19 protein-coding genes are annotated in these 26,319 nt (G+C 69.5%); 14 read left to right on the top strand and 5 right to left on the bottom strand.

What is annotated here, in order from left to right; genetic code table 11:
• The 8 genes from B9N97_RS10100 to B9N97_RS10135 all read left to right on the top strand — a co-directional run bounded on the left by B9N97_RS10100 (window position 1) and on the right by B9N97_RS10135 (window position 7,931).
• Complete coding sequence (locus tag B9N97_RS10100; protein ID WP_244560643.1) at window positions 1–768, top strand: ABC transporter ATP-binding protein; 768 nt, start codon at window positions 1–3, stop codon at window positions 766–768.
• Window positions 769–939: 171 nt separating this feature from the next.
• The gene (locus B9N97_RS10105) at window positions 940–1,728 is read left to right on the top strand and encodes a putative hydro-lyase (RefSeq protein WP_085085920.1); all 789 of its coding nucleotides are present in this window, start codon (window positions 940–942) and stop codon (window positions 1,726–1,728) included.
• Between the two features lie 97 nt (window positions 1,729–1,825).
• Window positions 1,826–2,593: a substrate-binding periplasmic protein gene (locus B9N97_RS10110; RefSeq protein WP_085085922.1), complete on the top strand. Its 768-nt coding sequence runs from the start codon at window positions 1,826–1,828 to the stop codon at window positions 2,591–2,593.
• A gap of 43 nt (window positions 2,594–2,636) precedes the next feature.
• Window positions 2,637–3,404, top strand: a complete 768-nt coding sequence (pxpB, locus tag B9N97_RS10115) for a 5-oxoprolinase subunit PxpB (protein WP_085085924.1) — start codon at window positions 2,637–2,639, stop codon at window positions 3,402–3,404.
• The gene (locus B9N97_RS10120) at window positions 3,401–4,423 is read left to right on the top strand and encodes a 5-oxoprolinase subunit C family protein (protein WP_085085926.1); all 1,023 of its coding nucleotides are present in this window, start codon (window positions 3,401–3,403) and stop codon (window positions 4,421–4,423) included. The genes pxpB and B9N97_RS10120 overlap by 4 nt, the downstream gene beginning before the upstream one ends.
• A 39-nt stretch (window positions 4,424–4,462) precedes the next feature.
• Complete coding sequence (locus B9N97_RS10125) at window positions 4,463–6,064, top strand: methyl-accepting chemotaxis protein (protein ID WP_085085927.1); 1,602 nt, start codon at window positions 4,463–4,465, stop codon at window positions 6,062–6,064.
• Window positions 6,065–6,079: 15 nt separating this feature from the next.
• Window positions 6,080–6,841 carry a LamB/YcsF family protein gene (locus B9N97_RS10130; RefSeq protein WP_085085929.1) on the top strand — a complete coding sequence of 254 codons (762 nt, stop codon included), beginning with the start codon at window positions 6,080–6,082 and terminating at the stop codon, window positions 6,839–6,841.
• A gap of 343 nt (window positions 6,842–7,184) precedes the next feature.
• Window positions 7,185–7,931 (top strand): porin, encoded by a 747-nt coding sequence (locus B9N97_RS10135; RefSeq protein ID WP_348520081.1) that lies wholly within the window; start codon window positions 7,185–7,187, stop codon window positions 7,929–7,931.
• 61 nt (window positions 7,932–7,992) lie between these two features.
• Here the strand turns inward: B9N97_RS10135 and B9N97_RS10140 are convergent, their stop codons facing one another.
• The 4 genes from B9N97_RS10140 to B9N97_RS10155 form a co-directional block, all read right to left on the bottom strand.
• On the bottom strand, window positions 7,993–8,664 hold the full coding sequence (locus B9N97_RS10140) for a hypothetical protein (RefSeq protein WP_085085933.1): 672 nt from the start codon (window positions 8,662–8,664) through the stop codon (window positions 7,993–7,995).
• Between the two features lie 72 nt (window positions 8,665–8,736).
• Entirely contained in the window at window positions 8,737–9,879 is a 1,143-nt protein-coding gene (locus B9N97_RS10145) for a cysteine desulfurase family protein (protein ID WP_085085935.1), read from the bottom strand.
• 65 nt (window positions 9,880–9,944) lie between these two features.
• On the bottom strand, window positions 9,945–11,294 hold the full coding sequence (locus B9N97_RS10150) for a PQQ-dependent sugar dehydrogenase (RefSeq protein WP_085085938.1): 1,350 nt from the start codon (window positions 11,292–11,294) through the stop codon (window positions 9,945–9,947).
• A 109-nt stretch (window positions 11,295–11,403) separates the two neighbouring features.
• Window positions 11,404–13,569: an O-linked N-acetylglucosamine transferase, SPINDLY family protein gene (locus tag B9N97_RS10155; RefSeq protein WP_244560644.1), complete on the bottom strand. Its 2,166-nt coding sequence runs from the start codon at window positions 13,567–13,569 to the stop codon at window positions 11,404–11,406.
• Between the two features lie 175 nt (window positions 13,570–13,744).
• On the opposite strand from B9N97_RS10155, the gene lptF reads away from it, so the two are divergent.
• The 3 genes from lptF to B9N97_RS10170 all read left to right on the top strand — a co-directional run bounded on the left by lptF (window position 13,745) and on the right by B9N97_RS10170 (window position 16,566).
• Complete coding sequence (gene lptF / locus B9N97_RS10160; protein ID WP_085085942.1) at window positions 13,745–14,902, top strand: LPS export ABC transporter permease LptF; 1,158 nt, start codon at window positions 13,745–13,747, stop codon at window positions 14,900–14,902.
• Entirely contained in the window at window positions 14,899–15,909 is a 1,011-nt protein-coding gene (locus tag B9N97_RS10165; protein WP_085085944.1) for a glycosyltransferase family 9 protein, read from the top strand. Before lptF ends, B9N97_RS10165 begins: the two co-directional genes overlap by 4 nt.
• 87 nt (window positions 15,910–15,996) lie before the next feature.
• Window positions 15,997–16,566, top strand: coding sequence for a flagellar biosynthesis regulator FlaF (locus B9N97_RS10170; protein ID WP_085085946.1), 570 nt, complete (start codon window positions 15,997–15,999; stop codon window positions 16,564–16,566).
• A 204-nt stretch (window positions 16,567–16,770) separates the two neighbouring features.
• Here the strand turns inward: B9N97_RS10170 and B9N97_RS10175 are convergent, their stop codons facing one another.
• Window positions 16,771–18,816 carry an NAD(+) synthase gene (locus B9N97_RS10175; protein ID WP_085085948.1) on the bottom strand — a complete coding sequence of 682 codons (2,046 nt, stop codon included), beginning with the start codon at window positions 18,814–18,816 and terminating at the stop codon, window positions 16,771–16,773.
• Between the two features lie 401 nt (window positions 18,817–19,217).
• On the opposite strand from B9N97_RS10175, the gene B9N97_RS10180 reads away from it, so the two are divergent.
• The 3 genes from B9N97_RS10180 (at window position 19,218) to B9N97_RS10190 (ending at window position 26,303) form a co-directional block, all read left to right on the top strand.
• Window positions 19,218–22,211 (top strand): chemotaxis protein CheB, encoded by a 2,994-nt coding sequence (locus B9N97_RS10180; protein ID WP_244560645.1) that lies wholly within the window; start codon window positions 19,218–19,220, stop codon window positions 22,209–22,211.
• A complete protein-coding gene (locus tag B9N97_RS10185; protein ID WP_085085950.1) occupies window positions 22,208–24,820 on the top strand; it encodes a PAS domain S-box protein in 2,613 nt (870 codons plus the stop codon). Before B9N97_RS10180 ends, B9N97_RS10185 begins: the two co-directional genes overlap by 4 nt.
• Window positions 24,821–24,968: 148 nt before the next feature.
• Entirely contained in the window at window positions 24,969–26,303 is a 1,335-nt protein-coding gene (locus B9N97_RS10190; RefSeq protein WP_085085952.1) for a sensor histidine kinase, read from the top strand.
• Window positions 26,304–26,319: the final 16 nt, after the last annotated feature.

The raw sequence follows: 26,319 nt of genomic DNA on the forward strand, positions 1-26,319 counted from the left end.
ATGCTCCAACCGACCCTGTCCGAACCCGTCCGCCCGGTGGCCGTCGCACCCGCCGGCGAGGCGATGCTGCAGGTCCGCAACATCCAGTCCAGCTACCGCCGGGTGCCGGCCATCCGCGACGTCAGCCTGACCCTGAAGCGGGGCGAGATCGTCGCGCTGGTCGGCGGCAACGGCAACGGCAAGTCCACCACCTTGCGCGCCGTCGCCGGGCTGAACGCCCTGGACGGCGGGTCGGTGATGCTGAAGGGCCAGGACATCTCATCCGTGCCGGCCCACGAGCGGGTGAAGCGCGGGCTGGTGCTGGTGCCGGAAGGTCGCCGCCTGTTCCCGCGCCTGACGGTGGAACAGAACCTGATGCTGGGCGGCTTCACCACCAACGATGCGGCGAAACGCGAGGAAACGCTCCAATTCGCCTACGACACCTTCACCGTGCTGGGGGAACGGCGGAAGCAGCAGGCCGGCACCCTGTCCGGCGGCGAACAGCAGATGCTGGCGATGTGCCGCGGCCTGATGAGCCAGCCGGATCTGCTGATGCTGGACGAGCCGTCCTGGGGCGTCGCGCCCAAGCTGGTGACCCGCATCTTCGAGACCATCCAGCTGATCCGCCGGCGCGGCATCACCGTGCTGTTGGTCGAGCAGAACGTCCACCGTGCGCTGGAGATCGCCGACCGCGGCTATGTCATCCAGACCGGCCGCGTCGTGATGGAAGGCAGCGGCCAGGACCTGCTGGGCAACGACGAGGTGCGGCAGGCGTATCTGGGCATGTGAAGGGTGCGTGCCCACCGCTGGACCTCTGCTCCTTCTCCCCCCTGGGGAGAAGGTTGGGATGAGGGGGTCGGCGGAGCCGAAGAGATCCTCGCGATGCATCCCCCTCACCCTAACCCTCTCCCCGGGGGGGAGAGGGGATGAGCTAAACCACCAACTCCCCGGACCATCCCCATGACCAGACCCTTCCTCACCGCCGCCGCCGAACGCCTGCGCATCCGCAGCGGCGCCGTCAGCGGCCAGACCGCCGGACTCGCCCCCGGCCATGTCCAGGCCAACCTCGCCATCCTGCCGGCGGATTGGGCCGGCGACTTCCTGCGCTTCTGCCAGGCGAACCCGCGGCCCTGCCCGCTGCTGGCGGTGTCGGAGGTCGGCGATCCGCGCCTGCCGACTCTCGGCCACGACATCGACATCCGCACCGACGTGCCACGCTACCGCGTCTATCGCGACGGCGTGCTGGCGGACGGGCCGACCGACATCACCGAGCTGTGGCAGGATGATTTCGTCGCCTTCCTGATCGGCTGCTCCTTCTCCTTCGAGGAGGCGTTGCTGGCCGATGGGCTGCCGGTGCGGCACATCGCGATGAACCGCAATGTGCCGATGTACGAGACCAACATCGCCTGCACCCCTGCCGGCCGCTTCCGCGGCAACATGGTGGTGTCGATGCGGCCGATGGTGCCGAAGGACGCCATCCGTGCCATCCAGATCACCTCGCGCTTTCCGTCGGTGCATGGCGCGCCGGTGCATTTCGGTGATCCGGCCGCCATCGGCATCCGCGACATCGCCGATCCCGAACATGGCGAGGCGGTTCCGATCGAACCCGGCGAGGTGCCGGTCTTCTGGGCCTGCGGGGTGACGCCACAGGTCGCGATCCGCAATGCCCGTCCGCCGATCGCCATCACCCACAGCCCCGGCGCCATGCTGATCACCGACCTGCTGAACACGCACCTGTCGGTGCTCTGACCGCCCCTTCTCCGTCTCCCTCTCCCTTTCAAATCCCAGCAACACCGGCCGCCGCGCGGGCATTCCGCCTTGCGCGGCAACAGTGGAGGCTTGCCCGATGCCGCGTCCGTTCTCCGCCCGCCTGCTGTCCACGTCCATTCTCGCCGCCGGCCTGCTGGCCGTCGCGGCACCGGCCTCGGCCGATCAGTTGCGCATGGTGGCGCTCAGCTTCCCGCCGCTGATCTATGACGACGGCGGCAAGCCGGCCGGTATCGCCTATGACATCGTGACGGAGGCGATGAAGGCTTCCGGACATTCCGTGACGGTGGAGATCATGCCGTGGGCGCGTGCGCTCGACACGGTGCGGGAGGGCGGGGCGGATGCCATCTTCACCGCCTATAAAACGCCGGAGCGCGAGCAGTTCCTGAACTACTCCACCCAGGTGCTGGTGCCGCAGGTGGTATCGCTGTTCGTGGCGAAGGACAGCCCGGTCAGCTTCGACGGCGACCTGTCCAAGCTGGCCGACCGCAAGTTCGGCGTGGTCAACCAGATCAGCTACGGCTCCATCGTCGACGACGCGATCAAGACCGGCGTGCTGCCGGCGGTGGAGAAGTCCAACGACAGCGACAGCAACGTGAAGAAGCTGGTCTCCGGCCGCTTCGACGTGATGCCCAGCAACCGCTATGTCGCGCAGTATTTCCTGAAGCAGGCCGGCGCGCTGGACAAGGTGAAGGAACTGAGCCCGGCGGTGCAGGACATCCCCAGCTACATCGCCTTCACCAAGGCGCGCGACACCACAAAGCTGCGCGACGACTTCGACAAGGGCGTCGCGGCGATGAAGGTCAGCGGCGCCTATCAGCAGATCCTGGACAAATACGCCCGCTGACCGCAGGGCGCTTCCCCTTTCGACCAGATTTCGAGAAGCCGCCATGAGCGTGACCACTTCGTTTCCGGCACCCGTTCTGCGGCCGGCCGGGGACAGCGCCCTGATCGTCGAGTTGGGCGACGGCATCGCCCAGGACCTGAACGCCGCCGTCCACCGGCTCGACCGCCGCATCGCCGACGCCGGTCTGCCCGGCATCGTGGAAACGGTACCCACATACCGCTCGATCCTGGTGCAGTTCGACCCGGCGGTGACGGCGGCGGAGCCGCTGGGCCAAGCCCTGCTGGGGTTGGCGGCGGAGCTGACCCACGCGGCGGCGGAACCGCAATTGCGCTGGATCGTGCCGGTCTGCTTCGGCGGCGCCCACGGCGAGGATCTGGACGACGTGGCGCGCCGGTCGGGACTGAGTGCCGAGGAGGTGGTGCGGCTGCACTGCACCGCCGACTACCGCGTCTATATGCTGGGCTTCTCCCCCGGCTTCGCCTATCTCGGCGGGCTGCCGGAGGTGCTGCACCAGCCCCGGCGCGAGAACCCGCGCATGGTCACCCCGGCGGGCAGCGTCATGCAGGGCGGGGCGCAGGCGGCGATCTCCCCCATCGCCATGCCCAGCGGCTGGCACCTGCTGGGCCGCACCCCGGCGCGGACCTTCGATCTCAGGCGGGAGCCGCCCTTCCTGCTGGCGCCGGGCGACCGCATCCGCTTCACCGCCATCAGCGCCGCCGAGTTTGACCGGCTGGAGGGATTGAGCGGCTATCTGCCCGACTGCGAGACGGTGACCGCACCCGCCGCCCTGCTGCAGGGAGCCGCCGCATGACCAGCCATCTTCGCATCGTGGCCGCCGGTCCCAGTTCCACCATCCAGGACCGCGGGCGGGTCGGCTATCAGCGCTATGGCGTTTCTGTCGCCGGGGCGGCCGATCCGTTGCTGCATGCCGTCGCCAATGCCCTGGTCGGCAACCGGCCGGGGGAGGGGGCGGTTGAATTCACCCTGGCCGGCGACAGTGTGGTGGTGGAGGGCGGGCCGGTGCGCATCGCCGTCGCCGCCGATGCCGAGTTGGCCGTGGATGGTGAGCCGGTGCCGGCCTGGACCAGCCTGCGCCTGACCGACGGGCAGACCCTGCGCATCGGTGCCTTGCGAAGCGGCATGCGCGGCTATTGGGCGGTGGAGGGTGGGTTCGCCATTCAGCCGGTGCTGGGCAGTGTCGCCACCCACATACGCAGCCGTATGGGCGGGTTGGACGGCGGCGCGCTGAAGGCGGGCGACCGGCTGCCGCTGTCGTTGGATCACGCGGCGGATCGGGGGGAGCGCTGCCTGGATCCCTCTCTGCTGCCGCCGCGCGGCGGGCGGCTGCGCGTCATGCTGGGGCCGCAGCAGGATTACTTCACTCCGGCCGGGATCGGGGCCTTCCTGGAGGAGGATTACACTGTCAGCCACGAGGCCGACCGCATGGGCTGCCGGCTCGACGGCCCGGTGATCGAGCATGCCCGCGGCTTCAACATCACCTCGGATGGCATTCCCTTGGGCGCGGTGCAGGTGCCGGGCACCGGGCGGCCGATCGTGCTGCTGGCCGACCGGCAGACCACAGGCGGCTATCCCAAGATCGCCTGCGTTGTCGGGCCGGACATTGCGGTGCTGGCGCAGATGCGGCCGGGCGAGCGGCTGCGCTTCACCGCCGTCGATGCGTTGGAGGCCGGACGCATCCAGGCCCGCCACCGCGAGATGGTGGACGGCCTGCCGGCGCTTCTGCAATCGGCCGGCGGCTTCGCGCTGTACGACAGCGGCCGGCTTCTCGGCTTCAACCTGATCGGCGGCGCGGTCACCGGCTGGGACTGACCCCGCCCCCTTTCCATCACCCACAATGGAGTTCCCCTGATGCTGCAGCGTGTGGGCCGTACCCTTGCCATGCGTGTCGTCGTTCCCATCGCCCTGATGGTCACAGTCATCAGCGCGACCGGCATAGCCGCCGTCGTCACCGTCAACCGCGAGGATGCCCGCACCGCGCTGGAGGACCGGGCCGCCGTCACCGTCCGCGTCATCGCCGGCGGGCTGGCGGAGCCGCTGTGGAACGTCGATGCCGAATCCGCCGCGGCACAGTTGGCGGCGCTGTCCAACGATCCCGACTATCTCGGCAGCCGGGTGCTCGATCCGAAGGGACAGGTCTTCGCCAAAAGCGGCGACGTGTCGGACGGCGACCCGTCGGTGCTGGTCCGCCGCGCCGACATCCAACGCAAGACCGGCGCCCGCGTCGATACGCTGGGAACGGTGGAGATCCACCTGTCGCCGCGCCGGGCGGAGGTCCAGGCGCGGGAGCGGGCATGGCTGCTGGCCGGCGGAGGCATCGCGGCGCTGGTGGCGCTGTGCGGCGTGCTGTTCCTGATGGTGCGCGGCGCCACCCGGCCCATCGTCCGCCTGACCGGGGTGATGACGCGGCTGGCCGACGGCGACATCGTGGTCGATGTGCCGTCGCTCGACCGCCGTGACGAGATCGGCCGCATGGCCGCCGCCGTCCAGGTCTTCAAGGAACAGGGCGCCGCCAAGCAGCGGCTGGAAGCCGAACAGGTCGCACTGCGCCGGCAGGCCGAGGCGGAGCGGCATGCCGCCATCGCCGCGGTCGCCGATGATTTCGAACGGCGTGTCGGCAGCGTGCTGGGCGAGGTGCTGCGCACCACCGACGGCATGGGCGCCGCCACCCGCGACCTTGCCGACGTCGCCGAGCACAACGGTCAGGTCAGCCGGCAGGCCGCCGGCAACGCCGCGGCGGTGAACGCCTCGGTCGACGGTATGGCCGCCGCGGTGGACGAGCTGGTGGCGTCGATCCGCGAGATTTCCGCCCAGGCGCAGCATTCGCAATCGATCGCCGACGAGGCGTCGCGTCGGGCCTCAAAGGCCACGGAGCAGGTGGCGGGGCTGGTCCAGGCCTCCGACCGGGTGTCGGCGGTGGTGACGCTGATCCACGCCATCGCCAAGCAGACCAACCTGCTGGCGCTGAACGCCACCATCGAGGCGGCGCGCGCCGGGGAGGCCGGCAAGGGCTTCGCCGTCGTCGCCGGCGAGGTGAAGGCGCTGGCGACCCAGACCGCCAAGGCGACTGAGGACATCGAGACGCAGATCCGCGCCATTCAGGGCTCCACCGGCTCCGCCGCCGACGAGATCGTCGAGATCGCCCGCGTGGTGGAGAGCCTCAGCCAGATCAGTGCCTCCATCGCCGCGGCGGTGGAGGAGCAGAATGCGGCGACGGCGGAGATCGGCCGCGGCGTTGCTGAGGCGGCGCAGGGGGTGCGCGCCCTGCTGGGCGACGTCAACGCCACCTCCGACGTGGCTGGGCAGACCGGCGCCGCGTCCAACCAGTTGGACGGCGCCGCCGGCATGCTGGCGGAGCAGATGGGATCGATGCGCAGCGAGGTTGCCGGCTTCATCCATTCCCTGCGACAGTCGGAGGCGGCGAGAGAACGCCCGACAGCTTCGTTTGACTGACTTGAGAGAAACGCCATGCCGAGCATCGATCTGAATTGCGACATGGGGGAGGGGTACGGCGCCTGGACCATGGGCGACGACCGGGCGATGCTGGACATCGTCACCTCCGCCAACATCGCTTGCGGCTTTCATGCCGGCGATCCCACCATCATGGCCGACACCGCCCGGCTGGCGGGGGAAAAGGGGGTGCGCATCGGCGCCCATCCGGGATTCGAGGACCGTTCCGGCTTCGGCCGTCGGGTGATCCGCGGCATCACCGTGACGGAGGTCGAACGGCTGGTCGCCTATCAGGTGGGTGCGCTCCAGGCCTGTGCCGCTCTGTCGGGCCAGCGGGTGACCCATGTGAAGCCGCACGGCGCGCTCTACAACATGGCGGCGGTGGAGCCGGATCTGGCCGGCGCCATCGCCCGCGCGGTCAAAGCGGTGGACCCCGCCCTGCTGTTCGTTGTCCCACCGCTGAGCGCCATGGAGCGCGCCGGGCAGGATGTGGGGCTACGCGTGGCGCGCGAGGCCTTCGCCGACCGCACCTATGAGGATGACGGCACCTTGACGCCGCGGACGGTGGCCGGATCGGTGATCCACGACCCGGATCTGGCCGCCGCGCGGGTGGTGCGGATGGTGCTGGACGGTGCGGTGGAAAGCCGCCACGGCACCCGGCTGCCGATCGTCGCCGACACCATCTGCGTCCATGGCGACACGCCGACCGCCGTGGCGATGGCGGCGACGGTGCGCCGGGCGCTGGAAGAGGCAGGGGTGGTGGTGCGGGCGGTGGCCTGAGGCTGGCATTTGCTGAGTTAGACCCCCACCTGACCTCCCCCGCCCAGCTCTCGCACAGAGCTTTGCTTTGTGCTGACGCGGCAGGCGGACCGTAGGTCCGCTGAGAGCGGGGGAGGTCAGGTGGGGGCATTCGTAAGCCCGCACTCCACCAATCGCCCTCCCGCAATACGCGAGCCATCGCCTATCTTTGCACCGCAACATGCAAAGACCAGGTCACAGTTTTGTCAGAATTTTAGACGAACATCCCACAAAGGAGAAAGGATACACAGGGTCGTGTCGACCAAAAGGATAGTCGATCCTCGGCCAAACAGCACAGGTCTTACCCATGCAACGACGAATTTCCATGCCTATTCTGGCGGCAGTGGCGATTTTTTCGACCGGTGAGGCGTATGCTGATATTCTCTACCAAAAGGGTAGTGTTGCAGATCAGCGACATTTCTTGCAGGTCGATGTTTCGTGGGGAGAGCTGGAGATCGGGCAGACCGACAGTGCCCGCAACCGGCTGGTGGGATCGTCGATCCTGCCGACATCCTTCGGGGCTGGAAGCAACTCGGCGAAAGTGACCTACTACACCCCGCCGTTGCGGGGGTTCGAGGTGGGAGCCAGCTATACGCCGATGCCCCGCGGCAACGGCGACATGGCCGATCCGCGTGAAGCGATGCATCTGGTGGAGGCGGCGGTGCGCAAGACCATGCAACTCGGCGCCATCAGCACCCGGCTGACCGCCGGCACCAGCCGGGCGCGGGTGCGCAGCGACAGCCGGCGGCTGCCGCGCCAGACCTGGATGGTCGGCACCCAACTGGCCTGGAAGAGCGTGACCTTGAACGGCGACCTCCGCCAGCAGGAGGAGGCGGACGGTGCCTCGCTCCGCAGCCTGAACGCGGCGCTGGCCTATGGCAGCGGCGACATGACCCTGTCGCTGCGGGTGCGGCGGACGGTCCCCTATGAAGGCGTCGCCGGCGGCCAATATCTGGCCGACCTGACCTATCACATCACGCCGCGCTGGCAGGTGATGGCCGACACCGACATCGACACCAGTGCCGATTCCCTGGCCGCTGTGGTGAAGGTCGGCGCGCGGCTGCTGTTCTAGCGGCGATGGGATGGGCGGGGGATGACACCTCCATCCCCCGCCTTGACCAAGTCCTGGCCGTTCAGTTCGCCGCGAAGCAATAGAGCAGGCCGGCACCGCCGGTGCCCTTCAGCGCGTCCTGGCTGCAGCCGCCGCGCGAGGCATGCGAGGAGTTCCAGGATTTCGCCGGCGGCTCCTCGTTCAGGCCCATGCGGTCGTGGTGGCCCAGCATGGCGGCGCCCTCGGTGCCGCTCCTGCTCCAGTTGCCGCAGGTCATGTCCTGGCCGGCGGGGAAGGCGGTGCCGTCCGGCTGCGACCCGGTCAGGATGTCGTGCATGTTGGGCTGGTCGCCGCGGCCGTTGACCGTTTCACCCTTCTCGTTCAATGCGGTCTGCTTGGTCAGGGCGTTGGTCCCGTGCAGCTCTTCGACCGAGCGGGCGATTACTTCGCCCTTGGCGTTCTGCCAGGGGCCCTTGCCGATGCGGTCGCGCGCATTGACCGTCGGCTGGCCGTCGGCGGCCTGGGTGCTGAGATAGGCCCGCCACGTGCGGTTGCCGGCGCCCGCAGCCTCGGCCAGCTGCTGGCAATGCCGGTCGGCGCCGTTCAGCCCGCCGAGATCGGCTCCCTTTCCGGTGCCGACGCTGGTGACGAAGAACGTCATGGCGGAAGGACCTGTCTGCTGCGCGGCCGCAGCCCCTGGGATCGCCAGCATGAAGGCGGTCGCCGCCGCGATCCTGACGCTTGCACTGATCATGGGTTTCCTCCGTGGCTGCTTGTTTTGTGGCCGGGATGGACCTCGCTGGCAGAGCCAGTTGGATAAGGACGCTCAGGCCGGGCGATTCATTCCCCCTGCTTTCACCGAACCCAGCGCGGCGGACAGCCGGTCGGCCGCCTCGTCCACCTCCGCCGCCGTCGTGCCGCGGCCGAGGCCGAATCGCAGGCTGGCATGGGCATCCATGACGGAGAGGCCGAGCGCCAGCAGGACATGCGACGCCTCGCTCGCGCCGCTGTGGCAGGCGGAGCCGGTGGCGACGGCAAGCTCCGGCAGATCAAGCAGCCGGTCGGCGGCGTCGATGCCGGGAATGGTGACGTTCAGGCAGCCGGCCAGACCATCCGCCGCGCCATTGCGGCGGATGCCGGGCAGACGGCTCTGCAACCTTTGCCAAAGCCGGTCGCGCAGGTCGCCGATGCGCCGGGCATCCTCCTCCCGCCGTTCGTGGGCCAGCCGGCAGGCAACGCCCAACCCGACGCAGAGTGGCGTCGGCAAGGTTCCGCCGCGCAGGCCCCGCTGCTGTCCGCCGCCGGGCGAGGCCGGCACCGGCCGAAAGGGGCGGCGGACGATCAGGGCGCCGATCCCCATCGGTCCATACAGCTTGTGTCCCGACAGGCTGAGGCCGTGGATGCCGAGAGCCGCCATGTCGAGGGCGCGGGTGCCGAGGGCCTGCACCGCGTCGCTGTGCATCGTCGCGCCGTGGCGCGCCGCCACCGCCGCCAGTTCGGCCAGCGGCTGGACCGTCCCGACCTCGTTGTTGGCGGCCATCACCGAGACCAGCGCCGGTTTCGGCAGATCGCTCAGGGTGCTGTCCAAGACGGCGGGATCGACCCGGCCGCCGGAATCCACCGGCAGGACCGCCACAGCATGGCCGCGCCGCCGCAGCTCCGGCAGGCAAGCCAGAACGCTGGCATGCTCGACGCCTGAGACGACGCAGGCGCCGCCCGCCGGGACGCCGCCCAGCAGCGCCAGCGTGTTGGCCTCGGTGGCGCCGGAGGTGAAGACCACCTCGCCCGGCTGCGCGCCGACCAGCGCCGCGACCTCCACCCGCGCCTGTGCGATGGCGTCGGCGGCGCGCCAGCCGGCCGGATGGGCGGCGTGCGGGTTGCCGGCCGCTTGCGCCCGCATCCAGGGCAGCATCGCCTCCAGCACCAGCGGGTCGAGCGGCGTCGAGGCCAGATGGTCGAGATAGATCATGGCCCCAGTATCGCGCCATCGGCGGCGGAAGGGGAGGAGGGATGTCCGTCTCCCCTTCGATCGTGTCACTGCGACGGCTGGTCCGGCCGTTCCGCCGGCCGTTCCGCCGATTGCGCCGCGTTGCTGCCGCTGACGCGCCAGACCGCGTTGCCGACATCGTCGGCGACCAGCAGCGCGCCCTTGTTGTCCAGCGTGACGCCGACCGGGCGGCCCTGCGCCTTGCCGTCCTTGTCGAGGAAGCCGGCCAGCACGTCGACCGGGTCGCCCGCCGGCTTGCCGTTCTGGAAGGGCACGAAGATCACCTTGTAGCCGCTGGCGGGCTCGCGGTTCCACGATCCGTGCTGGCCGATGAAGGCGCCCTGCTGCAGGTTCGGCGGCAACTCGCCGGGCCTGGAGAAGGTGAAGCCGAGCGAGGCGGTGTGCGGACCCAGCGCGTAGTCGGGCGGGATCGCCTTGGCGACGAGGTCGGGGCGCTGCGGCTCCACCCGTTGGTCGACATGCTGGCCGTAATAGCTATAGGGCCAGCCGTAGAAGGCGCCGTCCTTCACCGAGGTCATGTAGTCGGGGACGAGGTCGCTGCCGATCTCGTCACGCTCGTTGACGGAGGTCCACAGCTCGCCGGTCACGGGGTTCCAGTCCATGCCGTTGGGATTGCGCAGGCCCGATGCGAAGATGCGGTGCGCCCCCGTCTTCAGGTCGATCTCCCAGATGGCGGCGCGGCCCTGCTCCGCCTCCATCCCGTTCTCGCCGACATTGCTGTTGGAGCCGACGGTGGCGTAGAGCTTGCTGCCGTCGCGGCTGGCGATGATGTTCTTGGTCCAATGGTGGTTGATCGGCCCGGCCGGCAGATCGACGACCTTCACCGGCTTGGCGGTGATCTTGGTGTCGCCCTCCTTGTAGGGCACCTTCACCACCGCGTCGGTGTTGGCGATGTAGAGGTCATTGCCGACCAGCGCCATGCCGAAGGGCGAATAGAGCCCCTGCAGGAAGGGTTCGCGGACATCGGCCTTGCCGTCGCCGTCGGTGTCGCGCAGCAGGGTGATGCGGTCGGCGCTGGGCGTCTTGGCGCCGGCCTTGCCCATCACCAGCCCCATCACCCAGCCCTTGATGCCCTTGCCGTCCTCCGGCTTCGGCGGAGCGTTGGTCTCCGCCACCAGGATGTCGCCGTTGGGCAGAGCCAGCAGCCAGCGCGGATGGTCCAGCCCGGTGGCGAAGGGGGTGACGCTCAATCCCTGGGCGGCGACAGGCTGTGCGCCCTGCGGCCAGCCGATGGCGTCGGCGATGTTGACCGTGGGGATCAGCGAGGAATTCGGTTCCGGCAGGGTCGGGTTGGGGCCGGTGCCGGCCGACACCGGCAGCGTCGCCTGATCGCCGCAGCCGGCGAGCGACAGGACCGCGACCGTCGCGGAAAGCATGAGGGCTGGCCGTATGGTGCTGTGCATGCGCCGAAATCCCGCGTCTGTGGGCGTGGAGGGAGTACCCACGGTCAACGGCGATGCCGGCGCGTTGGTTCCGTTACGGACGTCAGTGTGGCCGGGCGAGCGCCTGCAGTTCCGCAGCCAGGGCGGCGGCCACCCGGTTGCCGTCGCACAGCGGGCCGGTGGCCATGCGGTTGCGCAAGGTTCGGCGCAGTTCCTCGAGCCGCTGCGGGTCGGTGGCCCAGGTGACGGCGCGCTCCACATAGTCGGCCGGATCGGCGGCGATGCAGCCCTCCACCCCCGCCACGGTCAGGAAGGCCAGCGAATGGCGGCTGGAGAAGGTTTCCCCCGGCAGGGTGACGACCGGCACGCCCATCCACATCGTCTCCAGCGTCGTGGTGCTGCCGGAAAAGGGGAAGGGGTCGAGCGCCACGTCGACCGACGCGCAGTGGCGCATATGGTCCAGGCTGCTGGTGGCGCCGACCAACGTCACCCGGCCGGGGTCGATGCCGGCGGCGGCCAGCCGGCCGCGCCACAGATCGGCGGTAACGGGGCAGGACAGCGCCTTGGTCTTCATCAGCAGACGGGAGTCCGGCACCCGCTGCAGGATCGCCGCCCAGGCCGCCAGCACGCCGTCGTTCAGCTTGGTCAGGATGTTGAAGCTGCCGAAGGTCACCGGCCCGCCCGACAGGCAGGGCGGCGGCGTCAGCGGAAGCTCCGTATCGTCACCGGGCGGGTCGTAGGCGATGAAGGCGTCGGGCATGCGCAGCACCCGCTCCGCATAGAAGGTCTCCATGCCGTCGGGCACATGGTGGCGGTCGGCGACCAGCGCATCCATGGCGGCGAGCCCGGTGGTCGCCATATAGCCGGACCACGCGACCTGCACCGGCGCCGGCTTGCGCGCGAAGACGCCGGGACGGCCGCGGGCGTTGTGGCCGGCGAGGTCGATCAGCACGTCCGGCCGGTCGTGGCGGATCCGGCTCGCCACCTCGGCATCCGGCAGTCCGGCGACCGGGGTCCAGCGTGCCGCCGCCCGGCGGAAGCGGCCGGTCACGTCGTCGGACTCGGTCTGGTTGGCGTAAAGCAGCAGGCGGATGTCGTGGGCGGGCAGCGCCTCCACCGTGCGGACGGCGAACAGGCCGGCGGGGTGGCGGCGGAAGTCGCCGGACAGGATGGCCACCGTCAGCGGCCCTTTGCCGGCGGTCGCCTTTCCAGGCTTGACCCACCGCCCGCGGTGGGGGGCGCCATGGACGCGGTCCCAGTCCCGATGCGCCTCCAGCACCGCCGCCGCCGTCACCCCCGGCCGGAACAGCAGCAGATAGGCAAGGTTGGAGCGCACGTCGGCCAGCGCGGGATCGAGCGCCAGCGCCCGCCGGTTGCCCAGCTCCGCCGCGTCGAGCAGCCCCTGGCCCTGCCGCACCAGCGCGAGGTTGGCATGCGCCTCCGCCAGCGCCGGGTTCAGCGCCAGCGCCGCGCGGTAGGCGTCGGCCGCCGCGCCCAGCCGGTCGGCACGCTGCCGCACCTCGCCCAGGCGCAGCAGGCAGTCGGCCAGATCCGGACGGGCTGCCGCGGCATGGCGGGCGGCGCTCTCCGCGCTGTCGCGGTCGCCGAGCGCCAGACGGGCTGCGGCGAGGTTGGACAGGGCCGGGGCATGGTCGGGGCGCAGCGCCAGCGCGCGGGCCAATGCCGCCGCCGCCTCCTGCGGCCGGTCCAGCGCCAGCAGCAGGCTGCCGCGGTTGGCATGCGCCTCGACGAAGGTCGGATCGTCGGCCAGTGCGGCGCGATAGGCGTCGTCGGCGTCGGCCCGCTGGCCGAGGGCGGCCAGCACGTTGCCCAGGTTGAAGCGGGCACGGGCATAGCCGGGACGCCGCGCCGCCGCCTGCCGGAAGGCGGTCGCCGCCTCCTCCAGCCGGCCGAGCGCCTCCAGCGCGTTGCCCAGATTGTAGAGCGCCTGGGCGAATTCCGGCCGCAGGCGCACCGCCTGCCGGTGGGCCGCCACCGCCTCCTCCAGCCGGCCGAGGGCCTTCAGGGCGCTGCCGAGATTGTCGTGATAGTCGGCGACCCGGTGATTGTGCTGGATGGCGCCGCGGATCAGGGAGACGGCGCGGTCGGGCTGGTCCGACTGCAGATGGACGACACCCAGCAGATGGGCGGCGTCGGCATGGCCGGGCATGGCGTCGAGCACGGCATGGTAGAGGGCCGCCGCCTGGGCAAGCCGGCCAGCCTGATGATGCGCCACCGCGGCAGCCATCGCTTCCTGGATCGTCGCCATGACGACCGTCATACCGGTTGGCGTCGGCCGGTGCCAGCCCTTTCCAGGCAGGGTGTTCCAATGTGCAATGTGGATGCGGCGGGCCACCCGTATCGCCGCCGCCGGTTTTCAACACTTGACCCGGCGGGCCGGGGCGGTCAGCTTGCCGGCCTTATACAGATCTCGGCCGATCTCCATGAACCGACTGCAACGGTACCTGTTCCGCAACCTGCTGATCGCCACGCTCTATTCGACCGCCGGCCTGACGCTGACCATCTGGCTCAGCCAGTCGCTGCGCCTGATCGAGATCGTGGTCAGCGCCGGCGCGCCGATGGGCATGTTCCTGTGGCTGCTGCTGCTGACCGTGCCGACCTTCCTCGGCATCGTGCTGCCGCTGGCGCTGGTCGGCGCCATCCTGTTCACCTACAACAAGATGGCGACGGACAGCGAACTGGTGGTGATGCGGGCGGCGGGCGTCGGTCCCTTCTCGCTGTCGAAACCGGCGCTGGTGCTGGCGGTGGGGGTGATGGCCATCGTCTTCCTCCTGAACGTCTGGATCACCCCGGCCGCCCACCGCGAGCTGGTGCGGATGGAATACACGGTGCGCAGCGACTATTCGCAGCTGTTCCTGCGCGAAGGCGTGTTCAACGAGGTCGGCGACCGTTTCAGCGTCTTCCTGCGCGACCGCGACGCCGACGGCAACCTGCACAAGGTGCTGATCCATGACGGCCGCCAGCCGGACAGGCCGGTGACGATCATGGGCGACCGCGCGGTGATGCAGACCGGGCCGGAGGGCACGCGCTTCATCGTCTATGACGGCAATCGGCAGGAGTTGGACCGCAAGACCAACCGGCTGTCGCAGCTGTTCTTCGACCGCTATGCCGTGGACCTGAAGGCGGTGGCGCCCCAGGCGGCGGAGCGCTGGCCCGACGCCCGCGAACGCACGACGGCGGAGCTGATGGACGGCAACGTCCCGGCCCAGGACGACCGCATGCGCCGCGGCCTGATCGCGGAGCTGCACCACCGCTTCTCCTCGCCGCTGCTGGCGCTGACCTATGCGCTCGTGGCGCTGTCTGCGCTGCTGTCGGGCGAGTTCAACCGGCGCGGCCAGTCCTCCCGCGTCACCATCGCCGTGCTGCTGGTGATGGGGTTGCAGGCTGGGGCGCTGGGACTGACCAGCCTCGCCGGCAAGGCGACGGTCTTCGTGCCGCTGATGTACGCCATGCCGCTGGTGGCGCTGCTGCCGGCGCTGTGGGTGATGTCGCGCGGCCTCAGCCTGCGGCCCACAAGGCGGCAGGGCGCGCCGGATGGGGCCTCTTCCGGACATGATGCGGCGGCCGGGCCGGCGTCATGAGCCGCATCCTCTTCATCACCTCCAACCGGCTGGGCGACGCGGTGCTGTCGACCGGGCTGCTCGACCATCTGACCCGGACCTATCCGGGCGCGCGGCTGACCATCGCCTGCGGGCCGCTGCCGGCACCGCTGTTCCGTGCCGTGCCGGGGCTGGAGCGGCTGATCCCGCTGGCCAAGCGCTCCTACGCCCGGCATTGGCTGCGGCTGTGGCTGGAGTGCGTCGGCACGCGCTGGGATCTGGTGGTCGATCTGCGCAACTCGGCGGTCGGGCGGCTGGTGCCGGCCCGGCGCCGTGCCTTCCACGCCAAGGCCGTCCGCCCGATGCACAAGGTGGAGGAGAATGCCGCCGTGCTGGGCCTGTCGCCGCCGCCGGCCCCGCGCCTGTGGATCGACGCGGCGGCCCGCGAGCAGGCCGACGCCCTGATCCCCGCCGGCACCGGTCCCTTCCTCGCCATCGGGCCGACGGCCAACTGGCTGGGCAAGGAATGGCCGGCCGACCGCTTCGCCCGGCTGGCCCTGCGCCTGACGGGGGAGGGCGGGCCGCTGGCCGGCGCGCGGGTGGCGGTGCTGGCTGCCCCGCCGGAGCGCGAACGGGCACGGCCGGTGCTGGACGCGCTGGGATCGAAGGCCATCGACCTGACCGGCCGAACCGACCCGATGGCCGCCGCCGCCTGCCTGGAGCGGGCGGCGCTCTATGTCGGCAACGACAGCGGGCTGATGCACATCGCGGCGGCGGCGGGAGTGCCGACCGTCGGGCTGTTCGGTCCCGGCTATCCCGCCATCTACGGTCCCTGGGGGCCGCGTGGCCGGGTGGTGACCAGCAGCGTGCCGCAGGCCGACCTGCTGGCCCGCGTCGCCGCCAACCCCGACGACCGCGGCCTGATGGACGGCATCGGCGAGGAGCGGGTGGTGGAAACCGCAATTGATCTCCTTTCCGAAACGCATAGGACTTGTGACCAGTTTGCGGCACGGGCCTGCGGACCGGCCGAAGTACCCCCGTTGCGTTGACAAAGCCCGTCGGATAACCGACACTTCCGCGACGAAGCAAAGGGGCAGGTCCGCCCCACCGGATGGGTTTTCCCCCGAGGGTTTGGAATGAAGCCGACTCCCACCTACGCCAACAAGCCGACCTCGGACAATCCGCGCGACGTCGAGGCTTGGGCCCTGGCGGAAGCGGCGCGCCGTATCATCGCCGCCAGCCACGCCAAGGACGAAAAGGCCTTCCGCGAGGCTCTGCAGCTGAATCAGCGCCTGTGGACGATCTTCCAGGCGGCGATCACCGAAGAGGATTGCGGCCATCCGCCGGAGGTCCGCACGAACATCGCGGCCCTGTCGCTGCTGGTCGACCGCGAGACGACGAACCGCTTGGTCGACCTGGATTTCGGCAAGATCGACACGCTGGTCAACATCAACCGCAACGTCGCCAGCGGCCTGACCGCCCAGGGCCAGTTCATCGCCGCCCAGCAGGCGACCCAGCCGCATCCGGGCACGCCCCAGACCGCTGCTCCGCAGACCGCCGCTCCACAGGCGCCTGCCGCCCAGCCCGCTGCCACCCCGGCTCAGGGCCAGCCGCCCGCCGGCCTGCGCCCGGCCGTGCCGCCGCGCCCGATGACCACGCCCGACGCTGCGCCGGTGAACCGGGAATCGCTGCGCATTTCGATCTGAGCAGGTTCGTATCGACAGCAAAAGGCCGGCGCTCCGATGGGGCGCCGGCCTTTTTGCTTATTTCCATACTTCTGAAGCATCAGAGCCTTTTTCAGCCGTCATCCCCGCGAAGGCGGGGATCCAGGCTTCCGGCTCAAGCACTTGATGCGACTGGATTCCCGCCTTCGCGGGAATGACGGCCGAGAAGGAGGGCGGGAACCGCTCTCACTCCGTCGGAACCTCGCGCTCCAATTCCTCCAGCCAGATGCGGGCGTTGCCGTCGGACGGCGCGCGCCAGTCGCCGCGGGGCGACAGTGAGCCGCCGGCGGCCACCTTCGGGCCGTTCGGCATGGCGGAGCGCTTGAATTGGCTGAAGCCGAAGAAGCGGCGCAGGAAGACGCGCAGCCAGTCACGGATCTCGGCCAGGCTGTAGGCGCGGCGCTTCTCCAGGGGATAGCCCTCCGGCCAATCGCCCTTGGCGACGTCGCCCCAGGCATGGCGGGCCAGGAAGGCGATCTTGGACGGGCGGAAGCCGTAGCGCAGCACGTAGAACAGGTTGAAGTCCTGCAGATCATACGGCCCGACCACGGATTCGGAGCTTTGCAGCGCCTTGTCGGAGCCGGCCGGCACCAGTTCCGGCGAGATTTCCGTCTTCAGGATGGCGTCGAGCGTCTCCGACACCTCCTGCTGGAACTGGCCGGTGCGGCTGACCCAGCGGATCAAATGTTGGATCAGCGTCTTGGGCACGCCGGCATTGACGTTGTAATGGGACATCTGGTCGCCGACGCCATAGGTGCACCAGCCCAGCGCCAGTTCCGACAGATCGCCGGTGCCCAGCACGAGGCCGTTGTTGTGGTTGGCGAGGCGGAACAGGTAATCGGTGCGCAGGCCGGCCTGCACATTCTCGAAGGTCACGTCATAAACCGCCTCGCCGCGGGCGAAGGGGTGGTCCATGTCCTTCAGCATCTGGTTGGCGGCCGGCCGGATGTCGAGTTCCTTGGCCGTCACCCCCAGCGCCGTCATCAGCCGCCAGGCGTTGGACTTGGTGCCCTCGCTGGTGCCGAAACCGGGCATGGTGTAGGCGAGGATGCCCGAGCGCGGCAGGCCCAGCCGGTCCATGGCGCGGGCGGCGACGATCAGGGCGTGGGTGCTGTCCAGCCCGCCCGACACGCCGATCACCACCGTGCCGATGCCGGTGGCACGCAGCCGCTGCACCAGCCCGGCGACCTGGATGTTGTAGGCCTCGTAGCAGTCCTGCTCCAGCCGTTCGGCGGCGGCCGGAACGAAGGGCAGGCGCGGCACCACGCGCAGCAGCCCGACATCCTCCTCCGGCGCGTCGAGGCGGAAGCCGACGGTGCGGAAGCCTCCGGTCGCCTCAACGAACAGACGGCGGTTGTCGTCGAAGGTGCCCTGGCGCAGCCGTTCCTGGCGCAGCAGGTCGAGATCGACGTCGGCGACCGCCATCTGGGCGCCGTCGGGGAAGCGGTCGGTCTCCGCCAGCATCTCGCCATTCTCGAAGATCGAGGTCTGGCCGTCCCAGGCGAGGTCGGTGGTCGATTCTCCCGTGCCGGCCGACGAATAGAGATAGGCGGCGAGGCAGCGCGCCGACTGCGACTTGGCCAGCAGGCGGCGGGTGTCCGACTTGCCGATGGTGATGTTGCTGGCCGACAGGTTGGCCAGCACGGTGGCGCCGGCGAGCGCCGCCATGGTGCTGGGCGGAGCAGGCACCCACAGATCCTCGCAGATCTCGGCATGGACGACCAGACCCGGCTGGTCCTCGGCGGAGAACAGCAGGTCGGGGCCGAAGGGGGCGGTCAGGTCGCCGATGCGGATCGTCCCGCCTTCGGTGCCGGCGCCGGAGGCGAACTGGCGGCGCTCGTAGAATTCCCGATAGTTCGGCAGATGCTGCTTCGGCACCACGCCCAGCAGCTCGCCGCGTTGGATCGCCACCGCCGTGTTGTAGAGCCGCCCGTCATACAGCAGCGGCGCGCCGACCAGCAGCAGCGGCATCAGCCCGGTCGAAGCCTGGACCAGATCGAGGATCGCCTGTTCCACCGCGTCGATCAGCGGGTCCTGCATCAGCAGATCGTCGATGGCATAGCCGGACAGCGCCAGTTCGGGGAACAGGGCCACCGCCACAGCCTTGTCGTGGCAGGCCCGCGCGGCCTCCAGCACGGCGGCGGCGTTGGCCGCCGGATCGGCCGGGGTGCAGCGCGTGGTGCAGGCGGCCACCCGCGCGAATCCGTGGCGATAGATCGAGGTGAAGCTCATGACCCGTTCCTGCTGACTTGGCAATCCCGTGACGCTCCCGGATGTGGCGCCCCGGATGTGGTGCCTGGGAAGCAAACATAGCAGGAATTTCGCGCGCGTCAGGCCCTCCGTCCCGATGGGCCGCGGCTTTCCAGCCTTTCGGACGATGCATGCGGGCCGCTCGGCGCAAGATACTTCAGACACGATACATTCGTTATAAAACCAAGGTCAAATCGATACATCATCCGACGCATTCCAATTAAAATGATGCGGTTGGAGGACGAAGTCCTACGACAGCCAAGTTGACCAAACCAGATGCGGCGGATATAGCGAAGGGCTCGCTTGCACCGAGAACCGGCAGCCGACGCCAGAAGGACTTGTTTATCGCCGTGCCAACGGAATCCCCGGTCACGCAACCTGACGTGAACACAACAACGCCGCAAGAGGACGCTGCGATTGCGGCCCAGCCGGCGGAAGACGGCGTTGCGCCGGAACAGGCCTGCTGCATCGTCGGCATCGGCGCCTCGGCCGGCGGGCTGGAGGCGCTGCAGCGTTTCTTCGACGCGGTGCCGGGCGACAGCGACCTCGCCTATGTCGTGGTCCAGCACCTGTCGCCGGTGCACAAGAGCCTGATGGTCGACCTGCTCGCCAAGCATACCGAGATGGAGGTGGTGCAGGCGACCGACGGCGTGCCGGTCCAGCGCAACACCGTCTATCTGCTGCCGCCGGGCAAGCACCTGAGCATCGAGGACGGCCGCCTGCGGCTGACCACCAAGGATGCCGGCAGCGGCATGAGCCTGCCGATCGACATCTTCCTGACCGCGCTCGCCCGCGACCAGGGCTCTCGCGCCATCGGCCTGATCCTGTCGGGCACCGGGTCGGACGGCACGCGCGGCCTGATGGCAATCAAGTCGGCCGGCGGCTTCGCCGCGGTCCAGCAGCCGGAAACGGCGCAGTTCGACGGCATGCCGCGCAGCGCGCTCGCCACCGGCCAGATCGATGCCGCCCTGCCGCCGGAGGATTTGCCGGCCCGGCTGATCGAGCACGCGCGCAAGGCGCTGGCCCGCGCCCGTCCGATGCCCGCCCGCCAGCGGCGCGAGGAGGGCGACGATCCGCTGGCCCAGATCATCGCGGTCATCCGCTCCGTCACTGGCGTCGATTTCTCGCATTACAAGCTGGCGACGCTGCTGCGGCGGATCGAACGGCGCATGCAGGGTGCCGGGCTCGACTCGATGGAGGAGTATGCCGCCCTGCTGCGGCGGAACAGCGCCGAAACGGTCAATCTTTACAAGGAGATGCTGATCGGCGTCACCCGCTTCTTCCGGGACGAGGCGGCCTTCCGCGTCCTGGCTGACCGGGTGATCCCCAGCCTGCTCGCCAACCGCAGCCCGACCGACATGATCCGCGTCTGGGTCTGCGGCTGCGCCAGCGGCGAGGAGGCCTATTCCATCGCCATCCTGTTCGCCGAGGCGCAGGAACGGCTGGGCCGCAGCTTCGACGTCAAGATCTTCGCCACCGACATCGACCAGGACAGCATCGAGGTGGCGAGCCTGGGCGAATATCCCAGATCCATCGCCGAAGACGTGTCGCAGGAACGGCTCTCCCGCTTCTTCACCGCGCGTGGCGAGAGCTATGTGGTGTCGCGCGACATCCGCCGCATGGTGGTGTTCGCCGCCCACAACATCATGCGCGACCCGCCCTTCACCAAGATCGACCTGCTGAGCTGCCGCAACCTGCTGATCTATATGGACCAGCCGCTGCAGCGGAAGGTGCTCAGCCTGTTCCAGTACGCGCTGCGCCAGGGCGGCTTCCTGTTCCTCGGCACCAGCGAGACGCTGGGCGACCTGCAAGGCGATTTCCACACGGTCGACAGCCGCAACAAGGTCTTCCAGAGCCTGCGCGCCGGGTCGTTCCGGCTGTCGCGGCTGCTGGTGCCGACGGTGGCGGCCCCGTTGGCCCGCCATGCCGACGACGGCGGATCCCACGCGATGGAGGAGGGGGCCGCCATCGACGAGGCGATGGCCACGCTGATGAAGGCCTATGTGCCGCCCTGCCTGCTGGTCAACGAACAGATGACGATCATGCACGTGTTCGGCGACGCATCGTCCCTGCTGAAGGTGCCGGCGGGCGAGGCGACGCTGAATGTGCTGAAGATGCTGCCCTCCTCCGTCGCCATGGTGACGGGCACCGCGCTGAACCGTGCCTTCCGCTCCGGCGAGGAGTTCGCGCTGTCCAACATCCCGGTGAAGGACCGCGAGGGGGTGGCGGCGATCAGCCTGCGCGTCCAGCCCTATGTCGCGCGCAAGACCGGGCGCCGCTTCGCCCTGGTGGTGCTGGACCGCGCCAATATGCTGCCGCTGTCGGTGCCGGATTCCGACTTCGACCTGAATGCCGACGCCGCCGAGCGCATCCGCGGGCTGGAGCAGGAACTGCTGTCGCGCGGCGAGAATCTGCAGGCGACCATCGAGGAACTGGAAACCGCCAACGAGGAACTGCAGGCGACCAACGAAGAACTGCTGGCCTCAAACGAAGAGTTGCAGAGCACCAACGAAGAACTGCAGTCCGTCAACGAGGAGCTTTACTCCGTCAACGCCGAATACCAGGCGAAGGTGGAGGAGCTGACGGAGATCACCAACGACCTCGACAATCTGCTGCGCTCGACCGAGATCGGCACGGTGTTTCTCGACACCGACTTCGTCATCCGCCGCTTCACCCCGGCGGCGGCCGGATTCATCAACATCATCCCGCGCGACATCGGCCGGTCCATCGCGCATCTGTCGACCAACATCGACTATCCCGACTTCCTCGCCGACATCCGCAAGGTGTTCGACGGACAGGAGCCGGTGGAACGCCATGTCCGCGTCTATGACGGCCGCTGGGTGCTGACGCGGATCCTGCCTTATCTGACCGACAAGAATCAGGTCGGCGGCGTGGTGGTGACCTTCGTCGACGTGACCGACACCAAGCTGGCGGAAGAGCGGCTGCAGAATGTGCTGGACAGCCTGCCGGAGCATATCGCCGTCACCGACCGGCAGGGCCGGATCGTCATGGTGAACGCCGCCTGGCGCAGCTTCGCCCAGCGCAACGGCGCCGCTGCGGTCGAGCGTTGCGGCGTCGGCACCAACTATCTGGAGGTCTGCCTGACCCCGGAAGTAAAGGAGAAGGACGGCATCGGCCGTGCGGTGCATGACGGGCTGCGCCGCATCCTGGACGGCGAGGCCGACGATTTCACCATCGAATATCCCTGCCATTCGCCCGACGAGCAGCGCTGGTTCCTGATGCACGCCACCCGCCTGAACGACCGTGACGGCGGCATCGTCGTCAGCCACATCAACATCACCAACCGCAGGCTGATGGAATTGCAGCTCGACGGGAATGGGAACGGCGCCGCAAAGGGCGACAGGGGGGCTGAATGACCGAGGAGTCTTCCGGCCGCCTGCGCCGCCGCGCCGAAACCATCCTCAGCCGCGGAAACTTCGAAGCGGCGGACATCACCGCCACCTCGATGAAGGAACTGCTGCACGAGCTGTATGTCCATCAGGCCGAGCTGGAAATCCAGAACGAGGAACTGCGCGGCGCCCAACAGGCGCTGGAGGCGTCGCGCCTGCAATATCTCCAGCTTTTCCAGTCGGTGCCGCTCGCCTGTCTGGCGGTGAATGCCGCCGGCATCGTCGGCGAGGCCAACAGCGCCGCCGAACGGCAGTTCGGCCTGCCGATGCTGCGGCTGAAGGGCCGGCCGCTGACGCTTCTGGTCGACAGCCTCGACCATGGCCGTCTGTTCACCGCGCTCGGCCGGCTGCGCGATGGCGGCGAATGGGTCCGGCAGGAGTTCCGCTATCTCGGGCCGCAGGGCACGATCATCGACGGGCTGACCGACGCCCGCCGGGTGACGCTGGACGACAGCGACCGCGGCGACGTGCTGCTGACCATCACCGACCTGACCGAACGCAATGCCTGGCTGCGCGAGGTACAGCAGGCCCGCGACGATGCCGAGCGGGCGCGGGCCGACTATCACCATATCCTGCAGTCGGTCGGCGACGGCATCCTGGGGGTGGACGCCGACGGCCGCATCCGCTTCGTCAACGCCGCGGCGACGGCGATGACCGGCCATCTCGACCTCGACCTGATCGGCCGGCCGCCGTCGGACCTGCTGGCCGGTCCGGCGCCGGAGACGGAGACGGGGCTTCCGGGGAGCGAGGGAGACACTGCATTCGGGGGCACTGGCCAGGCCGGCGGGGCGGCCCGCGCGCTGGCCCTGTCGCTGACGGACGGCCGGCCCCGCCGCGTCGCCTGTGAAAGGCTGCGCCGCGAGGATGGCGGCACGCTGCTGGTGGAGATCTCCATCTCGCCGATGTTGGCATCGGGCAAGCGGCTGGCGCCGATGGAGGAGCGCATCCAAGGCGCCGTCGTCGCCTTCCGCGACGTCACCGCCCGGCGGACGGCGGAAGCGGCGCTGAACCTCAGCGAGCGGCGGCACCGCGTGCTGGTGCAGTCGCTGCACGACGCGCTGGCGATGACCGCCGCCGACGGCCACAACCTGCTGGCCAATGCCATGGCCGAGCGGCTGTTGGACGGCCCGGCCCGCGCGCTGCTCGACCCCACGGCGTCCGCCTATGACGCGGCGGACGCGCAACCGGTCCAGACCACCGCCGGCCGCCGCTTCATCGACGCCAACGGCAACCGCCTGCACGGGCTTCCCCCCGCGGCGGAGGCGGTGCGCAGCGGCAAACCGGTGGTGGAACGCATCATCGGCATGGTCGAGGGGGGGGAGGCGACCGCGCCCACCCGCTGGCTGCGGGTGTCGAGCCACCCCGTCGCCGATCAGGCCGGCAGGGTGGAGGCCGTGGTGTCCAGCGTCGCCGACATCACCGCGGTGAAGGCGCTGGAGCGCGACCTGAACGTGGCGCTGGACGCCCGCGAACGCTTCCTGGCGGCGGCGAGCCACGACCTGCGCCAGCCGGTGCAGGCCTTGCTGCTGCTGTCCGACCTGCTGCTGAAGGAAAGCCTTCCCGCCGGGGCGCGGCGGATGGCGGAGCAGATCCAGTCGTCTCTCGGCGGGCTGGGCGGCATGCTGGACGGGATGCTCGACATCTCCAAGCTGGAGGCCGGGCTGGTGGCCCCCAATCCGGAACCGGTCGACATCGCCGCCCTGCTGGCCCGGCTGCATGGTGAATTCTCGGCCCTCGCCGAAAAGGGCGGGCAGAGCCTGCGTCTGGTGGCCCCGTCGCTGTCGACGCGGACCGATCCGGGACTGCTCGAGCGGGTGCTGCGCAACCTGCTGACCAACGCGCTGCGCTACGCCCCCGGCGGCCGGGTGCTGCTCGGCGCCCGGCGGCGCGGCGACCGCCTGCAGATCGAGGTGTGGGACAACGGCATCGGCATCGCCGACCAGCATATCGGCCGCATCTTCCAGGACTTCTTCCAGGTGGGCAACGCCGCCCGCGACCGGCGCGAAGGTCTGGGGCTTGGGCTGAGCATCGCCCGGCGGCTGGTCACCATGCTGGGCGGCGATATCGACGTGACCTCCTCGCTCGGCCGGGGCAGCCGCTTCACGGTCAGCCTGCCGCTGACGGAGCAAAGGGCGAATGGCGGGGAACATCCGGCCGTGGGCGGAAGCGCCGGCGGCAGCCTGACCGGCGATGGCACGGACCGGCTGGTCATGCTGGTGGAGGACGACGCCGTCATCCGCATGGCGCTGGTCCTGATGCTGGAGGATTGGGGCTATCGCGTGATGGAGGCCGGCAGCGGGGCTGAGGCGGAGCAGCTTCTGGACAGCCTGATCGACGCGGGCGAACCGCCCGACCTGATCCTCGCCGACTATCGCTTGCCGGAGGGGACCACCGGGCTGATGGTGATGGACATGGTCCGCCGCCGCCTGTCGCGCGACGTTCCCGGTGTTCTGCTGACCGGCGACACTTCGGCCGACCGTCTGCGCGAAGCGGCCGGCGCGCAGTGCGCGCTGCTGCACAAGCCGATCCAGCCCGCCCGCCTGCAGGACGCGCTGGCTTCGGCGTTGGGCGGGTAGCGGTGGTGCCCTGTCATGTTGCGGGTAGTCCCCAGGCTCTTTTTCCAGTTCCGCTGATTTTGACTCACGTCAATGCCGCCCCTGCGGGAAGATACAGACTGCCCGGACAATGGATCAGGCGGTCTTCGCCGTGAAGCGGGAATAGGCCATGTCGATCAACACGGATGCCAGCTTGGCGCGGAAGCAGGTCCGCGCCCGTGCCGCCAGAGTATCGGCGGTGCTGTTCGGCGGCCTGTTCGTCGGCTTTCTGCTTCTCGTCTTCGTGTTCATCGAATATCGCCGCGCCATCGACTGGGTCGACCACACGCATAAAGTCATCTCCACGGTTGAGGATCTGCAGTCCAGCCTGTCCGATGCCGAATCCAGCCAGCGCGGCTATTTGCTGTCGCAGGACCGGGACCAGTTCGCCTCCTACGAGCAGGGGGTGGCGCGCAGCCGGGCGCTGCTGGACCGTCTTGGCGTCCTGACCGCCGACAACCCCGTCCAGCAGGACAAGGTGAAGGCCCTGCATGCGCTGACCGCCGACCGTCTCGAACGGATGGCCGAGGTTCTGCGGCAGGTGGAGGACGCCGGCCTCGGCCGGGCGTTCGACATGGCGCGGGAGGGCACGGGCGCCGGCATGATGGCCGAGATCCGGCGGACGACCGCCGCCATGCGGGCGGAGGAGAGCCAACTGCTCGCCCGGCGCAGCCGCCAGGCCACCATCCTGGAACTGCTAATGATCGGCTATGGGCTGCTGTTCGTGACGGTCGCCGGCTGGCGCGGCTACACGACGGTCCGGCGGCTGGAGCGGGATTATCAGGCGGAATGGGCGGAGGGGCAGGCGCTGGCCGCGGCGCTGCAGGAGAACCGCGTCCTGCTGGACGAGGTGAACCACCGGGTGAAGAACTCGCTGCAGATCGTCGCCAATCTGCTGCGGACCCAGGCGCTCCGCCATCGCAGCCCGGAGGTGCGGGAGGAACTGCTGGAAAGCAGCGGCCGGGTGCTGGCGATCGCCGAGGTCCATCGCCGTCTCTACGGCGAAGGGGCGGTGTACGACACGGTCGAACTGTCGGACCTGATCCGCAGCATCGCCGAGAACGCGATACCGGCCAGCGGGGGCGGCGGGGGGGCCGGCGAGCCGACGATTAGCGTGGCGGTGGGCACGCCGCTGGCGGCTCCGGTCGACACCGCGGTCCCGGTGGCGCTGATCGTCAACGAACTGCTGACCAACAGCTACAAGCACGCCTTCCCCGATGGGCGGACCGGCACCGTCCGGCTGGACATGGAGGTGGAGGGCAATGAGGTCCGCATCGACGTCGCCGACGACGGCATCGGCCTGCCCGACGAGGTCGCCAGCACCGGCGGCGGCGGCTTCGGGCTCAACACGGTCCGCAATCTGACGCGGCAGATCAGGGGGCGGCTGGAGATCGAACGTTTGACTCCGGGCACGCGCTTCCTTTTAACTTTCCCCATGAGGCCGGGAAAACCAACCCGGGCGTGACGCTTCCGTACATCGT

Source organism: Azospirillum oryzae (assembly GCF_900177515.1).
Classification (GTDB): Bacteria; Pseudomonadota; Alphaproteobacteria; order Azospirillales; family Azospirillaceae; genus Azospirillum; species Azospirillum oryzae_A.

Bases quoted from the DNA above. Each gene is read 5' to 3' on its own strand.
- B9N97_RS10100 (WP_244560643.1), top strand. From the start codon at position 1: ATGCTCCAACCGACCCTGTCCGAACCCGTCCGCCCGGTGGCCGTCGCA.
- B9N97_RS10105 (WP_085085920.1), top strand. From the start codon at position 940: ATGACCAGACCCTTCCTCACCGCCGCCGCCGAACGCCTGCGCATCCGC.
- B9N97_RS10110 (WP_085085922.1), top strand. From the start codon at position 1,826: ATGCCGCGTCCGTTCTCCGCCCGCCTGCTGTCCACGTCCATTCTCGCC.
- pxpB (WP_085085924.1), top strand. From the start codon at position 2,637: ATGAGCGTGACCACTTCGTTTCCGGCACCCGTTCTGCGGCCGGCCGGG.
- B9N97_RS10120 (WP_085085926.1), top strand. From the start codon at position 3,401: ATGACCAGCCATCTTCGCATCGTGGCCGCCGGTCCCAGTTCCACCATC.
- B9N97_RS10125 (WP_085085927.1), top strand. From the start codon at position 4,463: ATGCTGCAGCGTGTGGGCCGTACCCTTGCCATGCGTGTCGTCGTTCCC.
- B9N97_RS10130 (WP_085085929.1), top strand. From the start codon at position 6,080: ATGCCGAGCATCGATCTGAATTGCGACATGGGGGAGGGGTACGGCGCC.
- B9N97_RS10135 (WP_348520081.1), top strand. From the start codon at position 7,185: ATGCCTATTCTGGCGGCAGTGGCGATTTTTTCGACCGGTGAGGCGTAT.
- B9N97_RS10140 (WP_085085933.1), bottom strand. From the start codon at position 8,664: ATGATCAGTGCAAGCGTCAGGATCGCGGCGGCGACCGCCTTCATGCTG.
- B9N97_RS10145 (WP_085085935.1), bottom strand. From the start codon at position 9,879: ATGATCTATCTCGACCATCTGGCCTCGACGCCGCTCGACCCGCTGGTG.
- B9N97_RS10150 (WP_085085938.1), bottom strand. From the start codon at position 11,294: ATGCTTTCCGCGACGGTCGCGGTCCTGTCGCTCGCCGGCTGCGGCGAT.
- B9N97_RS10155 (WP_244560644.1), bottom strand. From the start codon at position 13,569: ATGGCGACGATCCAGGAAGCGATGGCTGCCGCGGTGGCGCATCATCAG.
- lptF (WP_085085942.1), top strand. From the start codon at position 13,745: ATGAACCGACTGCAACGGTACCTGTTCCGCAACCTGCTGATCGCCACG.
- B9N97_RS10165 (WP_085085944.1), top strand. From the start codon at position 14,899: ATGAGCCGCATCCTCTTCATCACCTCCAACCGGCTGGGCGACGCGGTG.
- B9N97_RS10170 (WP_085085946.1), top strand. From the start codon at position 15,997: ATGAAGCCGACTCCCACCTACGCCAACAAGCCGACCTCGGACAATCCG.
- B9N97_RS10175 (WP_085085948.1), bottom strand. From the start codon at position 18,816: ATGAGCTTCACCTCGATCTATCGCCACGGATTCGCGCGGGTGGCCGCC.
- B9N97_RS10185 (WP_085085950.1), top strand. From the start codon at position 22,208: ATGACCGAGGAGTCTTCCGGCCGCCTGCGCCGCCGCGCCGAAACCATC.
- B9N97_RS10190 (WP_085085952.1), top strand. From the start codon at position 24,969: ATGTCGATCAACACGGATGCCAGCTTGGCGCGGAAGCAGGTCCGCGCC.